Below are 15991 nucleotides of genomic sequence, written 5' to 3' on the forward strand. Positions count from 1 at the left end.
GCGGTGGGCAGGAGGCCCGCGCCGCAGCGCGGCCTGCGGCGTTTCCCGGTTCCGGCCGGCCACGCTCGGGCGCGGGCTGCTGGCTCCTTGAGCTCGCGCAGTCCCGCGCCTGGTCTTCATCGGATCTGGCCCCCGCGCGAGCCGAGCACGGCGGCGGTGCCACAGCGGGGGTGCACGGTCGTTGACCACGACTTCCTTGGTCGAGCGACCAGTCGAGTTGCACGGTGCACACCGCCAAGGGAGTGGCTCCCTGGCGGCCGGCATGGCGCGCTATAACGGGCTGGTCCGTAATGTCTAGATCCCGAACAGCTCGGCCGCGTTGCGCCACGCGACCAGCTCGGCCCGCTCGGGCGCGAGCCCGGCCGCCGCCACCGCGCCGAAGGCCGACGCCGGGTCGATCAGCGTGGAGTCCGTGCCGAACAGCAGCCGGCGCTCGTCCACGGCCGCCGCCACCTCGGCGATGCGGCCCGCGGGGGCGTGCGACCAGCAGGGCTCCAGGTAGAGCCGGTCGCAGGCCGCGGCCGCCTCGATCGCGTACCGGAAGCCGTCGGCGCCCATGTGCCCCGCGATCACGCGCAGGCCCGGGGTATCCAGGCAGACCTGCGCCAGGTCGAGCACGGAGGCGCCCCAGGTGTGCACGAGCGCGGGGCACCCGGCCTCGGCGACGAGCGCCAGGGCGTCGCGCAGCTGCGGCGAGGTGGCGGGCGAGCCCGTGTAGTCGGTGTGGATCTTGACACCGACGAACCTGCCGGTGGGCAGGTAGGCGTCCAGGTCGCGGGCGGCCTCGCGGAGCCGGCGCGGGTTGACCGTGACGTAGCCGAGCAGGCGGTCGTGCTCCTCCAGCACCCGGGCCAGGGCGCGGTTGCCGGCCGGCGCGTCGTAGATGACCGCCTCGGTGGCCGAGACGACGGCCCGGTCGATGCCGTAGCGGTCCATGGTGGCCAGGCTCGTCCCGGCCACGTCCATGGTGAAGAACCACGGCCCCCAGTGGGCGTGCACGTCGATGATCATGAGAGCAGCCTCCGGGCGTTGCCGCCGGCCACCGCGGCGACCTCGGCGGGCGAGAGCCCGCCGGTCGCCAGACGCAGCAGGGGGACGAGTGCTTCGGCGTGCGGGGTCCGCGAGCCGTACAGCAGGCGGTCCGCGCCGACCTCCGCCGCGGCGGTCTCCAGCGCGTCGGGGGAGTTGAGCAGGCGGGTGGAGGTGTGGAAGCCCGGCTCGTCGGCCGCCACCACCAGGAAGTCGCCCAGGTGGTAGAAGTGCGTGTCCAGGAAGACCACGCGGGCGCCGATCCCGGCGAACGGCCGCCAGAACCTCCGCACGTCGCCTCCGGTGAGGACGGTCAGCCCCAGGGCGGTCGCGCGGCGCGCGACGTGCCCGACCGACGGGAAGCCGGCCTCCACGCCCTGCTCGTCGGGGAAGAGTCGCACGGCGCGGACCCCGCCGGCGGCCAGGCGCTCCAGCTCGCGGGCCGCACCGACCGGGTCGCGCAGGTCCACCGTGCCCACCGGTACGAACGACGACTCCTCCTCCCGCAGCTCACGCAGTGCCAGCGCCTCGTCGTTGCCGGAGTGGACGTCGAACAGCGCGGCGCGCAGGCTCGCCACCACCCCCGCCCGGATCCGGTGCCGGGCCAATGACCGGAGCACCTCGCCGGGCGCGCCGGGCGGACCGTCCCGGTCCGGGTAGGCGCCCACCAGCACGTCGGCGTCGAGTGTCACCTCCAGGCCGCCGATCAGCCTCCACGCGTCGAAAGCCGTACCGGCCCCATCCTTAATCGTCATGCGCGCCATCATGCCATTGACGTACTGCGCGTAGATAGTTACGGTCTGGACCAAAATCGAACAACAATGAACGTGAGGTGCTCGGCGTGCTCCGACGTCTCCTGGCCGCCGTGGCCGGCCTGTTGCTCCCCGCCACCCTGTCCGTCCCCGCCGCCACAGCCGCCGCCACGGTCGCCCCCGCGCCGGCGAGCGCCACCCTGACGGCCTCCACGACGGTGTGCGCCGATCCGGCCGTGCGCACGTACGGCCCGGCCACGATCACCGGCGCGATCGTGGGCGCCGCCGTCCACGACGGCCACGCCTACGTCGTCACCCGCGGCCCCAAGCCGCCGGTGCTCGCCGACATCGACCTGAGCACGCGCAAGGTGGTCAGGACCGCCACGCTGCCCGACGGCCCGGCCGAGGGCGCGCCCGAGGGCGGATGGGCCACCGCCGTCACCGGCGGCAAGGTGTACGTCGGCACCTACCCGGTGCCCGATCTCTACAGCTTCGACATCGCGACCGGCGAGGTGAAGCACCTGCGCTCCTTCGGCCGCAACGGCGGCTTCGTCTGGAGCCTGGCCGCCGCCCCCGACGGCACCCTCTACGCGGGCACCTACCCGGGCGGCCGCGTCTTCGAGTACGTGCCCGCCACGGGCGCCGTCCGCGACTTCGGCGTCCTGGCCCAGGGCGAGCGGTACGTGCGCGCGGTCGCCGCCGACGACGCCCACGTCTACGCGGGCCTGCTCGACAAGGCGAAGCTGGTGCGCATCGAGCGGGCCACCGGCAAGGTGCAGGAGCTGGCGACCGCCCCCACCGGCGTCGGCGCCATCACCCTGCACGGCGACCGCGTCCTCGCGGCCGCCGGCGGCGAGCTCATCGACGTGCGCAAGGACGGCTCCGACCTGCGGCGGGTGAGGCTGGAGGAGGGCTCCCTCGACGTCCCGTCCGCGACGGACGACGGCACCGTGTACGCCACCTCCCGCCCGGACGGCACCGTCTACCGCTACCGGACCGGCGACACGGCGTTCACCAAGGTCGCCGACGCTCCCGCGCCCGGCGACGAGAGCCGGTTGCTCCGGCTGCTGGACGCGGACACCCTGCTCGGCTTCGCGGGCAGCGGCGGCCTGTGGTGGCTGGACCTGAGCACCGGCACGTCGCAGTTCGTCGACCTGCTGGAGGCGGGGCTGCCGCCGGGCACCGAGCGGGTGCAGAGCATGCTGCTCGTGCCCAACCGCGCCCTCTACGTCGGCGGTCACTTCGTGATGGAGGTCCGCGACCTGCGTACCGGGGACAAGCGCCGCTTCCGGGTGCCCGGCGAGCCCAAGGACCTGGTGCGGCGCGGCGACAAGATCTACGCCGCCGTCTACCCCAGCGGCCAGGTCATCTCCATCGACCTGCGCACCGACAAGGTGCGCGGTGTCGCCTTGCTGGGCCATGGCCAGCAGCGGCCGTGGGACATCGAGTACGACCCCGTGACCGACAAGCTGCTGGTGGCCAGCGCCCCGCTCGGAGCGAACCTCAAGGGCGCGCTGTCCGTGGTCGACCCCGACACCGGCCGGGTGGACTCGTACGTGGACGTCATCCCCGACCAGAGCCTCATGAGCCTGTCGCTCGACCCGCGGCGGGGCGTGGTGTACCTGGGCGGCGACGTGCTCGGCGGCGGCGGCACCCCGCCCACGCGGACGACGGCCTCGGTCGCCGCCTTCGACCTGCGCGCCCGCAAGGTGCTCTGGTCGGTGGACCCGGTGCCCGGCCACCGCACGTTCCAGGACGTCAAGGTGCACGACGGCCTGCTGTACGGCGTCTACAAGCGGGAGTCCGGCACCTGGATCGCCCTCGACCTGGCCACGCGCCAGGTGGTGCGCCAGGGGACGATCGCCGGCTACGGCGAGCTGACCGTGCACCGGGGCAGGGTCTTCGCCTCCGTCTTCCGCGGCGGCGGCAACGCCTACGAGCTGGGCGCCGAGGCGAAGCCGCTGGCCACCGGCCTCGGCGACGAGTGGTACACCAACCCTCAGCTGCACTTCGAGCCCGGCACCTGGAACGCCTGGGCGCTCGTCGGCCGGGAGCTGGCCAAGGTCCGGCTCGACCCGGCCTGCCCGCCCCTGACCATCCCGCCGGCCGGTAGCTAGGTTTCGGTCGGTGCCGAAATATGTCTTCGATGCCCATCGGCTGGTCGGCCCCGTGCCGTTCGACGATCTGCCCGCCGACCCGCGGGCCGAGATGGACCGGCTGGGCATCGACCGGGCCTGCGTGACCCACACGCTCAGCCTCTACTCCGACCCGCAGGCGGGCAACGACGCCCTCCTGCGGCTGGACGACCCCCGGCTCGTCCCGGTGCCCGTCGTGGTGCCCGGCGTGCCGGGGGCGTCCGCGCCCTCGGCCCCCGCCGAGGTGCTGGAGTGGGGCGCGCGGATGGTCAGGCTCTGCCCGGAGCGGCACCGCTTCGACCTCACCGGGCCGGTCGCGCTGCGCTGGCTGGCCGAGCTGGCCGAGTCCGGCCTGCCTGTCGCGATCGACCTGGACGAGGCCCCGCCCGCGCGGCTCCGCGTCCTCGCCGAGCGGCTGCCCGGCCTGCGGATGCTGGTCCTCAACCCGGGCTACCGAGGGCTGCGCGCCCTCGCGGAGCTCATGGCCGCGGCGCCGCGCGTGTGGGTGGAGATCGGCACCGTCAACACCCAGGGCGGCGTCGAGTGGCTGGCCCGGCGCTTCGGCGCCGGGCGGCTCGTGTTCGGCACCGGGGCGCCGGTGGCCGACGACTGCGGCCCCCGCTTCCTGCTCGACCACCTCGACCTGGAGCCGGCGGAGGTCGAGCTGATCGCCGCCGGCTCGCTGGAGGGCCTGCTGTGACCGGCATCCCGGTGCTCGACGCGCACGGGCACGTCGGCGCGTGGCCCGACTTCCTCATCCCCGACCCGACCGCCGAGGGCCTGGTCGCGACCATGGACCGGATCGGCGTCACCGCGATGGGCATCAGCCACCTGCTGGCCGTGGGCCCCGACGCCGAGCGCGGCAACCGGCTGGCCCTGGACGTCGCCGCGCGGTTCCCCGGCCGGTTCGGCGTCTGGCAGGTCTACAACCCGCACCACCGCACCCCCCTGGTCACCGGCGGCGTGTGGGGCGTCAAGCTGCATCCCGACGTCCACCAGTGCCCCCTCGACGACCCCCTCTACGAGCCCGTCTGGCGGCTCGGCCTGCCGGTGCTCGCCCACGGCCAGACCGACTCGCCGTGGAGCGACCCCGCCCGCTTCGCCGCCGTCGCCGCCCGCCACCCGGACGTCCCCCTCCTCATGGGCCACACCGGGCTCTGGCCGTACGGGTTCGCCCGCGCGGCCCGCCTCGCCGAGGGCCACCCGAACCTCCACCTCGAGGTGTGCGGCTCCCGGATGACCGGCCGCTGGATCGCCCGGCTGGCCGCCGGCATCGGGGCCGAGCGCGTGGTGCTCGGCTCCGACGCCTGCTTCCTCGACCTGAGGACCGGGTACGGCCGCGTCGCCCTCGCCCCGCTCACCGACGCCGACCGGGCGCTCGTCCAGGGCGGCAACCTGGCCCGCCTCCTCGGCTCCCGCCTCGCCTGAATCCCGTACCGGAAGGGAACTCCCGTGACCCTCGCCCTGCACGGCGGCCCGCCCGTCCGCACCGCCCCGTGGCCGTCCTGGCCGCCTCCCCTCGACGACGCCCAGCGCGCGCTGGTCGGCGGGGTCCTCGACAGCGGCCGGTGGGGGGCCACCCAGGGTGGCGGCGTGGCCGACGACCTGGCCGCCGCCTTCGCCCGCGGATCGGCGGTGCCGTACGGGGTGGCCGTGGGCAACGCCACGCTCGGCCTGTTCGCCGCGCTCCGCGGCCTGGGGGTCGGGCCGGGCGACGAGGTGATCGTGCCCGCCTGCACCTTCGTCGCCTCGGCCACCTCCGTGCTGCTCGCCGGAGCCGTCCCCGTGATCGCCGACGTGGACCCGGCCGACCTGCACCTGTCGCCCGACGCCGTACGGGCCGCCCTGACCGACAGGACCGCGGCCGTCATGCCCGTCCACCTGGCCGGCAGCCCCGCCGACATGGACCCGCTGAACGCCCTGGCGGCCGGGCACGGCCTGGCCGTCGTCGAGGACGCCGCGCAGGCCCACGGCGCCGAGTACCGCGGCCGGCCGGTCGGCGGCCTCGGCGACGCGGGCGTCTACAGCTTCCAGGCGAGCAAGGCGATGACCGCCGGCGAGGGCGGCCTGATCGTCTGCCGGGACGAGGCGGCGTACGAGGCGATCTGGTCGGTCTGCAACCTCGGCCGCAGGCCCGGCGGCCAGTGGTACGGCCACCCGTCCGTCGGCTGGAACCTGCGGCTCACCGACCTGCAGGCCGCGCTGCTGCTGCCCTGGCTGGACCGGCTGGACGACGAGATCGCCCGCCGCGAGGCCTTCTGCGCGGCCCTCGAACGCGAGCTGGACCGCCTCGTCCCGGCGGACGGCCCGGCCCGGCCGGTGACCGTGGCGCCGCGGCCGCCCGGCACCACCCGCGACTCCCGGCACCTGCTCATGCTCCGTGTCGACGCCTCCGTCGACCGTGATTTCCTGCTCGCCGCCATGGCCGCCGAAGGGGTGCCGCTCGACGCCGGCTACCCTCCGCTGGGCACGATGGAGGCCCTGACCCGGGCCGGGGCCCGCGCCGAGCCGTGCCCGGCCGCGACGGCGGCCGCCGGGAACGTGGTGTGGGTGCGCCAGGCGATGCTCATGGACGACCCGGCCCGCGCCACGGACGTCGCCGAGGCGTTCGCCAAGGTCCTCGCGGCCGCTCCGCCCCGGCCGTGAACCGCCCGGACACCCGTTCCCGTCAGGACCGCGAGCAACGCCGTGACGATTCCTCGCACGGGATTCCGTGGAGGGTGTTGCTGAACTTCTCAGGGGATGCGCCGTACGGTGTTGCTGACCTTGCCGTCCTTCATCTCGGCGGAGAGCTTGAACGAACGGGACTTCACCTCGGCAGAGAACCAGCGGACGCCGCCCGGACCGCCCGCCGGTCCGAGTGGAAGCTCTGCCGAGGTGCCGTCCGAGTAGCTGATGCGCACCTTCCTCACTCCGGTCCCTGCGAAGCCGATGAGGATGTGTCGCTGGGCAGGTCCGTTGGCCGCCCTGGTCAGCTCGGCGTCCGACAACCCGTGGCCCAGCACCGCGAACGACTCGAAGTCCTGGCTCGTCTTGGCCGGCCAGGTGATCCAGCGGTGCTGTCCCGATCCGCCCATGGTCGCCTCGTGCTTGTCCAGCTTGACCGGCTTTCCACGGTACGGCTGATCCCGTACGGCTGCTCCCAGCCCTCCGACTCTGTCACCAGGACGGCCAGCGTCCTGTCGCCGGGTGTGTCACCCTCCGCGTACGCCGTGACCGGATCCTGCTCGGCGTCCGACGCGACCAGCTGCTCCAGATGGAGGTCTCCTGGCCGCTCCGGCAGGAGCAGCGCCGCGGAGGCCGCCACGTCGCCGCCGCACCCTGCGCCCAGGACGATGAGGGCAGCCGCCAGGAGCATGCGTAAGGATCTCATTCATGCTTTGACGCGATCTTCCGCGCGCGAGTTCCCGTGCCGCGGGGTTCTCTCGCCTGACCGTACGTGATCCCGAGTCAGCCGTTGAGCGCGCTGAAGAGGGTCACTGCCGCACTGACAAGGAGAGCCACCAGCAGCACCTTGCGGAAGCGCTCCGGGTCGATACGGCTGAAGATCGCATTGCCGGCGAACCACCCCAACTGCACGATCGGCAGGCCCACCAATCCGATCCAGACCGACTGGGCGTTCACCTTGCCGGCCACGGCGAACCCGATCAGGCTGAGCACGCTGGTGCCGGCGAACACCGCCGAGAGGGTGGCGCGGAACTTGTTGGGGTCATAACCCATGCCCTGGAAGGCGGCGACCATCGGCGGCCCGTTGGTGCCGGTGGAGGTGGAGAGCGCGCCGGAGATGAGGCCGACTCCCACCAGCATGGGGGCACTCCCGTTCACCTTCACGCGCCGCCACACCATCACTGTGCAACCCAGGACTCCGACCCCGATCAGCGCCGTGAGCACTTGCTCAGACGTCACTCCGTACACCCAGAGGCCGAGTGGCATGCCGAGCACGATGCCGGCCATCGCGATCATGGCCACCTTCCACTCGGCGTGGTGACGCTGACGCACGGCGATCGTGACGGTCATGGCCAGGGCGGACAGCGTGGTGGCGACCACTGCTGTATGAGGATCGACCGTGAGGGCCAGCAGTGGCGTGGCGACAAGGGCGTATCCGAATCCGGTCACCGCGTGCACCGTTGAAGCGATCAGGATAATCACGGCGGCGGCAATCAGCGGCGTCACTCGCCACACTTTGCCACATATCTACGGAAATGATCCACTATTCTCGGACTTCAGCAAAGAATTGGTGAGACGTGTCCTCGCACTTTGTCAATGGGTGTCAATAGGAGCGGATGACATGGGTGGTCAGGAGCCTGCGAGTTACCTCGTCAGCCCGGCACTCGACGGTGACCAGGCCGTCATCTTCGTTCCCGGCCTGGGAGGCCGGACGAAGTTCGTGGACCGGTGGAACGAGCCGGGGCAGGAGCCTGTGATCCACCGGGCCAACTGGAGCGAGCCGATGAGCGTGCCCTCCATCGAGGAGCGCGGTAGGGCGCTCACGTCCCTCATCGCGCACTCCGGTGCCACGGATGTCGTGCTCGTGGGCCACAGCATGGGTGGTCTGGTCTGCCTGGAGGCGGCCAAGCACCTGGAGCGACAGCTTCGCGGTGCCGTCATCATGTGCCAGTACCCGCCGCACCGCACGCCCGTCTCGGCTCTGGCGGAGCTCCCGGACCGGGCGTTGGCCGAGGAGCTCGAGGCGCCGCCCCACATCATGGACACGACGGCTCTTCCCGAGTACGCACGTCTCTGGCGGTCCGAGTACCACCTGCTCAACCGCTATCTGGAGTCGGATCCGCGCCCGAGGCTCGACGCGCCGATGATCGCGGTCGGCGCCACGGACGATGCGAGCTCCTGGAACACAGAGTGCCTCAATGACTGGAGCCACTACACGACGGAGCGGCTGTCGGTCCACATGATCGACGGCGGCCACCAGGTCGTCGAGCGGCTGCCCCCCGAGACTCTTCGCGCATGGGTCAGGGAGGTTCGTGGCTGAACACCGCCCGACCGGCGAGTGACCCTCACGTCACTCGGTCAGCCGTCGCAGCTCGGCGACCAGCTCGGCCACCGTCGGATGGTCGAAGATCGCGGCGATGCCGATGTCCACGCCGAAAGCCCTGCGGATCTCCTCGACCAGACCCACGGCGGTGAAGGAGTCGCCGCCCAGATCGAAGAAGTTCTCGTCAGGGCGGACCGACTCCACACCGAATTCGGCGCACCACATCTCCGTCAGCCGAGCCTCGAGCGACGCCTCCTCCGATGACTCCGCACCCGAGACTCGCCCGGATGAACCGGGCCGCGCATGTGCCGTGGCCGACGTGGCCGACGTGGCCGACGTGCCCGACGTGCCTGACGTGCCTGACGTGCCCGGCTGCTCGGCGTCGGCGTCGTGCGGCATGTCCTCGGAGTTCTTCAGGACCGCGTCCTCCCCCGACACGGTGACCGCCACTTGTCTGTGGCCGGGCCGGCCCAGGATGCGCAGCAACATGCTGACCCCGGTCGCGGGCGTGATCCCGTCGCCGGGCGACGACGGGTCCTGCCAGGCGTCGGCGCCTCGCTCCTCACGAGAGGTCTCGGGGGCGACCATGGACTCGTCGACGCGGCGCATGGTGAAGCCCCTGACTTCGACGGCGACGTCGCCGCCGGCCGTCAGCACGTCGATGTCAGCCACGATCGTGTCCGGACCGCTCGGGCGCCGGCGGATGTGGCTGTACGCCAGACTCGGTATCGACCGGTGCATCACGATCGACTGGTAGGCGAAGGGTGCGTGCGGAGGTTCATGGTCAGGATCCCGCGCCAGTGACACCGCCGCGTCCAGGAGGGTGGGATGCAGGGCATGCTCGTCGAGCTCATGGTCGAACGCCTCGGGGAAGGTGAGCACGGCGAGCTTCGTGCTGATGTCCTTCTCGGAGACCCAGATCTCCTCTCCCGGCCATCGTGGACCGATGGTGAACAGCCGGTTGTCAGGGTCGTTGGCGGGTATCCGCCGCTCGGGCAGCGACGCGCGCAGCCCGTCCAGGTCCACCGTGTCCGCCCTGGCGTCCACCAGCCGGATCTCACCCGTCGTGTGGACGCGGTAGTCGCCGGATGAGCCGGGGGACGACGCGAGCGGCGCGGTGCGAACGGTGAATCGCCACAGGTCCTCGTGCGGTTCGAAGCCGACCTCGAGTGACACAGGCTCCGGGGTGGTGATGGGCTTCCGGAAGACCATGTGCCGCAGCTGCGCGGGCCGCCCGTTCGCCTGATCGATCACCTCGTGGAACGCGCGCAGGACGAAGTCGACCTGGGCCGTGCCCGGCAGTACCGGCACGCCGTCCAGACGGTGTTCGTCCAGGATCGGATAGTCCTCGACCGACAGCGGGGTCGACCACCGACGCACATCCGTCACCGGTCCGGAGCGCCCGGCTTGCGGTTGCCGCCCTTGGCGCGCAGCCATACCGACCTCGGCCCAGGACGGCCAGTTGACGGTCGTCGAGGCGCAGCCCGCCAAGGGCTGCCGGCGCACCACCGCGTCGAGGAAGGCGTTCGCCGCGGCGTAGTCGGCACCGCCCACCAAGCCCCTGAGCGCCGCGCGGCTGGAGAAGGCCACGAAGAAGTCGAGGTCCGCCCGACCCCGCAGCACCTCGACCAGAGCCAACGTACCGTGGACCTTCGGCGCGAGTGTTCGCGACACCTGCTCCCGCGTCCGGAACTGGAGCATGCCGTCTCCCGCCACGCCGGCGAGGTGGAACACCCCGTTGACGCCCCCGAAGGAGTCCGACGCCTGGTCGATCACGCGCCGCAGCGCGTCCACGTCGGTCACGTCGCAGGCCTCGATGCGGCACTCGGCTCCGAGGGCCCGGATGTCGCGCAGCTCGGCGGGCTCGGCGTCACGCCCGCCTGCCGCATGGCGGCCCAGCAGCAGCAACCGTGGGCGCAGGCCGGTGTCCGCCAGGCCACGCGCCACGGCCAGGCCGAGGCCACCGAGTCCGCCGGTGATGACGTAGGCACCCCCGCGACGCAGGCCGACAGGGCCCACACCGTCGGGGACGAGCTCCCGCTCGCCGGGGACCCAACGCCGATCCCCCCGCAGGGCGACGATCTCCGATCCCTCTGGGCCGCACAGCTCCGCCAGCAGCCGATCGTCGGTCACGCCGCCCTGGACGTCGACGAGCTTGCACATGGCGCGAGGGTTCTCGAGCATGTAGCTCCGCATGAGCCCGAGCAGCATGGCCCTCACCGGGTGCACGGTCTCGCCGCCCGTCACGTCCGCGGACAGCTCGGTGACGACCACGACGTCGCGACCGCGCTGGTCGGGTGCCCGTCGGGCCGCTTCCTGCAGAAGCTCGACGATTCGGTGGAAACCGGCGTCGAGCTGGTCGTCGATGCTGCTCAGGTCAGGCTCGGTCAGGCCTCCGAGCTGCGTCGCGTCGATGATGAGCTCCGGGTATCGCCGGGCATCTCTCAGCTCGTCCAGGAGCCGAACGACGTCCGCCGAGTGCCGGGGGCGGATCACGAACTCCGAGCTGCGGTCCGCCGCTCCCGCATAGGAGGAACCGTGCCGCACCAGTAACGCGTCCCACCCGGCTCTGCCGAGCAGGGCGACCAGCTCGTCGGCTCGTCGCGAATCGCCGGGCAGGAACACCAGTGGGCGTGACCGGTCCCCGACGTGGGTGTCGTGGTGCCGGGCCGGTGCGGACTCCACCCAGGTGGGCAGACGGAACACCGCACGGCCCTCCGGCTCCCTCGGCTCGTGGGCGGGCGCGTCGGTGACGGGGCTGCTCGGGGACTCCCGCTCGATCCAGTACCGCTCCCGTTGATACGGGTAGCCCGGCAGAGGCACGCGTTCACGAGAACCTGTCGCGGCCGGCGACGACCAGTTCACATCCGTGCCGAGGGTCCACATCCGCGCCAGCGCATGAAGGAACGAGGCGCGTTCGGTGGCGCCCTTCGACGGCCCGCCCGGGAGCGTCGGCACCGTCAGGTGCCGCTTGGCGCGCACCTCGGGATGTGAGCGTGCCAGGGTGGTGAGCGTCCGCCCGGGTCCCACCTCCACCAGCACTCGGTCACCGTCGGACAGCACGGCCTCGAGCGCCTGCTCGACCAGGACGGGTCGGGTGAGCTGCTGGACCCAGAAGTCCACGCTGCTCACCTGGGCCGCCTCCACCAGGCCACCTGTGGACGCGGAGTAGACCTTCCAACGAGGACTACGTGGCTCGACGCCGTCGAAGGCCAAGCGGAACCGCTCGGCGGCGCTCATCGTGGCCGGGGTCACCGTCGCGCCTTGGGGTGACCCGTCCATCGCTCGGGCTCGGGCGCTCACCAGCCGTACCGCATCCGGGAGGGTGAACACCTCGGCGAGCGTGGCGGCCGCGAGCTCCCCGATGCCGTGGCCGAGCAGCGCGCCGGGCTCGACGCCCAGCGCCAGCCACAGCCGCCCCAGCGCGTACTCGACGCCGAAGAGCAGCGGCTGCGCGACGGTGGTGTCCTCCAGGCCTTCCGACGCCTCATCCCAGATCCGTCGCAGGGGCAGGCCGTGGGCATCGAAGAGACGGAAGCACTCGTCGAGTGCCTCGCTGAACGCGGGTTCGGTGCGATGGAGCTCCGCCGCCATGTGGGCGTGCTGAGCCCCTTCTCCCGGGAACAGGAACACGGTGCTTCGGTCTGCCGGTTCCTCCGGGGTGATGACTCGCCTTCCGTGGTCACGCACGGCAGCGGCCGCATCGGACATGCTCTCGACCACCACAGCGCCCCGGATCGGATGCGGCGTGCGCCCCTTCTGCAGCGTGAACGAGACATGGGAGAGCGGGTCCGCGCTCTCCTTGAAGAATCGGGCAAGCTGCTCCGGGTAGGCCTCGGCCGCGGCCGGCGTCCGTCCGGACCACACGATCAGTTGCGCGGGCTGCGGAGCCGGGTCGACCGCGTGGGCCGGCGCCTCTTCGAGGATCGCGTGCGCGTTCGTGCCACCGATTCCGAAGGAGCTGACCCCCGCCAGGCGTCGGTGGCCGGCCGATCGAGGCCAGGGCCGCAGCGTGTCGTTGACGAAGAACGGCGAGCGCTCGAGCTCGAGGAGCGGATTCACCTTCTCGAGGTTGATGCTCGCGGGGATCTGCTCATGGCCCAGTGACAGCGCGGCCTTGATCAGCGACGTGATCCCCGCCGCGTGACCCAGGTGACCCACATTTCCCTTGATCGATCCGATGGGACACCGCTCAGCTCCCGCCGTCGCCCGAGCACCGAACGCCTTCCTCAGCGCTGAGATCTCGATGGCGTCCCCCAGCCGGGTCGCGGTGGCGTGTGCCTCCACGTACCCGATGTCCTCGGGACCCACGTCGGCGAGCTCCATGGCTCTCAGCACGACCTCCGCCTGCCGGTCGGCACTGGGAGCGGTGAAGCCGACCTTGTTCGCGCCGTCGTTGTTGACGGCCACAGCCCGGATCACGGCGGAGATCCGGTCGCCGTCGGCCATCGCGTCGGCGAGCCGCTTGAGCACCACGACGCCGACGCCACTGCCGAAGATCGTGCCGCTGGCCGCCGCGTCGAAGGGGCGACAGTGTCCGTCCCGGCTCAGCGGGCCGTCCTGGGCCCACCAGTACCCGTGACCGACGGGGAACTCGACGTCGGCACCGCCGGCCAGAGCGACGTCGCAATCGTGGAGTCGAAGCGCGTTCACGGCGAGATGCACGGCCACGAGCGAGCTGGAGCACGCGGTCTGCACGGTCATGCTGGGGCCGTGCAGGTTCAGCTTGTACGAGACCAGCGTCGACGCGCTGTCGGGGTTGTTCCACATGCCGGCCGCCATGCCGGTGGCGCTCCGGAGTGCCTCCAGGTCTCCGAGGACGCGGCCGATCCCGTAACGGTTCGCCGCGACCGACGAGAACACGCCCGCTCTGCCGAGTCTCGAGGCGTCATAGCCCGCGTTCTCGACGGCGGCGTGCGCGGTCTCCAGGTACAGCCGTAGCTGCGGGTCGCACACCTCGGCCTCACGCCGGGTCAGGCCGAAGAACCCGGCGTCGAACATGTCGATGCCCTCGGGTTCCGCCACCGCCCGCACGTAGGCCCGGTCGTCCAGCGCTTCACGCGGCACGCCGCTCGACCGGAGCTCGTCCTCGGACGGGAAGCGCACTGCCTCCTCCCCGGCCACCAGGTTTCGCCAGAGCTGCCGGGTGTCGACCGCTGCCGGGAAACGACCGGCCATCCCGATGATCGCGATCGGCTCAACGAGGTCACCCATGTCGTCCGCCTTCCGATTCGCCTGCCGCCACTCCGTCTCCGAGCTCGTCCAGGTTCTCCCGCAGGTGATCGGCGAAGGCCTTCAGGCTGGGATACTGGAAGACCAGCACGGGAGAGATCTCCGTTCCGAGACGAACGGAGACCTCCGACACGAAGCGCATGAGGGACATCGAGGTGAAGCCGGCCTCGAAGAAGCCGCCGTCAGGGTCGATCCGGTCTCGGCCGAGAGCGGACCGCGCGCTCTCGTCAAGCACCTCCCACAGCGTCGCCGCCCGGTTCTCACCCCGCGCGTCGTTCCTCGCAGCGTCCACGACCGCCGGTTGGGTCGGCTTCCACCCGTGGCTCTCCGGCAACGAGTCACGCACCTCGATGCTCGAGGGCATGACCGCGGGGTCCAGACAGTCGCGGAGCACCGCACGAAGCTCGTCGCTGTCGACCACCGTCATGGGGCTCCGTACGACGGTCAGGCGCACGGACCCGACCCCCCTGCTGTCTTCGACGAACGTCGCCACCGAGTCGATGACGCCGGCGACCCGGGCGGCCGCGCCCTCGATCTCGTTCAGCTCCACACGGGTGCCGTTGACCTGGACCTGCCGGTCCGCTCGCCGCACGAAGCACATCGAGCCATCCGGTAGTCGACGGACGATGTCGCCGGTGTCGTACCAGCGTCGGCCGTCGTGGTCGGGAGCCGACAGCGGGGTTCCGTCCGTGTAGCCGAGCGCGCAGGCAGCGGCTTCCACGTGCAGTCGCCCTTCCGTGCTTTCACCGCCGGACACGTCGGTGGGAACGATCCTGACGACGGCGTGGCCGAGTGCGCGTCCGATGGGAATCGGGTCCTCGCTCGCGATCCCCTGACCGGGCGGCACCTGGTGCATGCACACGACCTGCGGGGTCTCCGACGCGCCGTAGCAGTTGGCGATGGTGGCCCGTGGGGCGAACCGTGCCGTTGACCGCAGCGCCGCCGCCGTCAGTCGTGCCCCCACCGAGCAGACCAGCCGCAGGCTGTCGACGGGAAGCCTCGCCGAGCCCGCCATGAGCTGGAGGAGGACCGGCGAGCCCTGGAGCACGGTGATGGAATGCTTCGAGAGCCAGGCCGCCGTCAGCCGGGGATCCGAGGCCGTGCGACTGTCGGGAATGAACAACGTCGCACCGGTGAGCCAGGGCGCGATCAGCTCCCGCAGGCTTGGGTCGTGCCCGGGTCTGCTGAGAAAGGCGACCCGATCGGATTCGTCCATGGGCAGTTCCTTGAAGAACGCCCAGCTGGCGGCCTCGAAGGCCGCCTGCCCGACGACGATTCCCTTGGGCCTTCCCGTCGTGCCGGACGTGAAGAGGATATGACTGACTCCTCCCATGTCCTCGCCATGGAGGCCGTCCTGGCCATGGGGGCTGTCCTCGCTGCGGAGCCGCGAGGGCGGCGGCACACCATCGTTCCCGACGGTGTCCAGCAGCTCCAGACCGGCCGGGGCGGACGATGGTCCGAAGGTCGCCACGGCGCCCGTGGCCGTCAATGCGCTGCGCACCCGCTCAGGACCCCAGTCGCCCAGGATGGCCGGGACGGCGCCCGCGTTCCAGAGCCCCACGATCCGCGCGACGAACTCAGGGCTCCGGTCCGCCGGCACGCCCACCACGCGGCGCTTCAGGTGGTGAGCCCGCACGACGCCGCTGACGTCCTCGCTGAGTGCGGCGATGTCGCCGAAGGTGATGTCACGATCCTCGTGGACCAGGGCAACCCTGCTCAGGTCATGAGGCACCCGTCCGAGAAGTCCCGGCGCGGCAGTGCTGGTTGTGTCACGGACCGGGCCCGTCGGCTCGTCCTCTCGGCTCACGCTGGCCTCCCTCACGGGCATGACGTCCAGCCCATCGGATCGATGT

At 71.7% G+C, this 15991-nt stretch carries 11 protein-coding genes; 5 read left to right on the top strand and 6 right to left on the bottom strand.

Annotated features, from left to right (window positions below; all coding sequences use genetic code 11):
- Positions 1 to 294 precede the first annotated feature (294 nt).
- Positions 295 to 1011: an amidohydrolase family protein gene (locus AB0H64_RS35455; RefSeq protein ID WP_357633525.1), complete on the bottom strand. Its 717-nt coding sequence runs from the start codon at positions 1009 to 1011 to the stop codon at positions 295 to 297.
- Positions 1008 to 1784: an amidohydrolase family protein gene (locus tag AB0H64_RS35460; protein WP_357633527.1), complete on the bottom strand. Its 777-nt coding sequence runs from the start codon at positions 1782 to 1784 to the stop codon at positions 1008 to 1010. Before AB0H64_RS35460 ends, AB0H64_RS35455 begins: the two co-directional genes overlap by 4 nt.
- A gap of 86 nt (positions 1785 to 1870) precedes the next feature.
- On the opposite strand from AB0H64_RS35460, the gene AB0H64_RS35465 reads away from it, so the two are divergent.
- From AB0H64_RS35465 to AB0H64_RS35480, 4 genes are read left to right on the top strand one after another with little or no spacing between them, the layout of a single operon-like run.
- Positions 1871 to 3898, top strand: coding sequence for a PQQ-binding-like beta-propeller repeat protein (locus AB0H64_RS35465; protein WP_357633531.1), 2028 nt, complete (start codon positions 1871 to 1873; stop codon positions 3896 to 3898).
- 10 nt (positions 3899 to 3908) lie between these two features.
- Positions 3909 to 4616 carry an amidohydrolase family protein gene (locus AB0H64_RS35470; protein ID WP_357633534.1) on the top strand — a complete coding sequence of 236 codons (708 nt, stop codon included), beginning with the start codon at positions 3909 to 3911 and terminating at the stop codon, positions 4614 to 4616.
- Positions 4613 to 5344 carry an amidohydrolase family protein gene (locus tag AB0H64_RS35475; protein ID WP_357633537.1) on the top strand — a complete coding sequence of 244 codons (732 nt, stop codon included), beginning with the start codon at positions 4613 to 4615 and terminating at the stop codon, positions 5342 to 5344. The genes AB0H64_RS35470 and AB0H64_RS35475 overlap by 4 nt, the downstream gene beginning before the upstream one ends.
- Positions 5345 to 5368: 24 nt before the next feature.
- The gene (locus AB0H64_RS35480) at positions 5369 to 6562 is read left to right on the top strand and encodes a DegT/DnrJ/EryC1/StrS family aminotransferase (protein ID WP_357633539.1); all 1194 of its coding nucleotides are present in this window, start codon (positions 5369 to 5371) and stop codon (positions 6560 to 6562) included.
- An 89-nt stretch (positions 6563 to 6651) separates the two neighbouring features.
- Here the strand turns inward: AB0H64_RS35480 and AB0H64_RS35485 are convergent, their stop codons facing one another.
- A complete protein-coding gene (locus AB0H64_RS35485; RefSeq protein WP_357633543.1) occupies positions 6652 to 6993 on the bottom strand; it encodes a hypothetical protein in 342 nt (113 codons plus the stop codon).
- A gap of 373 nt (positions 6994 to 7366) precedes the next feature.
- On the bottom strand, positions 7367 to 8089 hold the full coding sequence (locus AB0H64_RS35490; RefSeq protein WP_357633545.1) for a sulfite exporter TauE/SafE family protein: 723 nt from the start codon (positions 8087 to 8089) through the stop codon (positions 7367 to 7369).
- Positions 8090 to 8204: 115 nt separating this feature from the next.
- Between AB0H64_RS35490 and AB0H64_RS35495 the strand changes: the two genes are divergently transcribed.
- On the top strand, positions 8205 to 8903 hold the full coding sequence (locus AB0H64_RS35495; protein ID WP_357633548.1) for an alpha/beta fold hydrolase: 699 nt from the start codon (positions 8205 to 8207) through the stop codon (positions 8901 to 8903).
- 30 nt (positions 8904 to 8933) lie between these two features.
- On the opposite strand, the gene AB0H64_RS35500 is transcribed toward AB0H64_RS35495, so the two are convergent.
- Entirely contained in the window at positions 8934 to 14120 is a 5187-nt protein-coding gene (locus AB0H64_RS35500) for an SDR family NAD(P)-dependent oxidoreductase (protein WP_357633551.1), read from the bottom strand.
- A complete protein-coding gene (locus AB0H64_RS35505; RefSeq protein ID WP_357633554.1) occupies positions 14113 to 15945 on the bottom strand; it encodes an AMP-binding protein in 1833 nt (610 codons plus the stop codon). Before AB0H64_RS35505 ends, AB0H64_RS35500 begins: the two co-directional genes overlap by 8 nt.
- Positions 15946 to 15991: the final 46 nt, after the last annotated feature.

Origin of the sequence: Nonomuraea sp. NPDC050733 (assembly GCF_040654215.1) — a bacterium.
Taxonomy (GTDB): domain Bacteria; phylum Actinomycetota; class Actinomycetes; order Streptosporangiales; family Streptosporangiaceae; genus Nonomuraea.

Excerpts from the sequence above, each read along its gene's own strand:
- AB0H64_RS35460 (WP_357633527.1), bottom strand. The coding sequence starts at position 1,784 with ATGACGATTAAGGATGGGGCCGGTACGGCTTTCGACGCGTGGAGGCTG.
- AB0H64_RS35485 (WP_357633543.1), bottom strand. The coding sequence starts at position 6,993 with ATGGGCGGATCGGGACAGCACCGCTGGATCACCTGGCCGGCCAAGACG.
- AB0H64_RS35455 (WP_357633525.1), bottom strand. The coding sequence starts at position 1,011 with ATGATCATCGACGTGCACGCCCACTGGGGGCCGTGGTTCTTCACCATG.
- AB0H64_RS35500 (WP_357633551.1), bottom strand. The coding sequence starts at position 14,120 with ATGGGTGACCTCGTTGAGCCGATCGCGATCATCGGGATGGCCGGTCGT.
- AB0H64_RS35495 (WP_357633548.1), top strand. The coding sequence starts at position 8,205 with ATGGGTGGTCAGGAGCCTGCGAGTTACCTCGTCAGCCCGGCACTCGAC.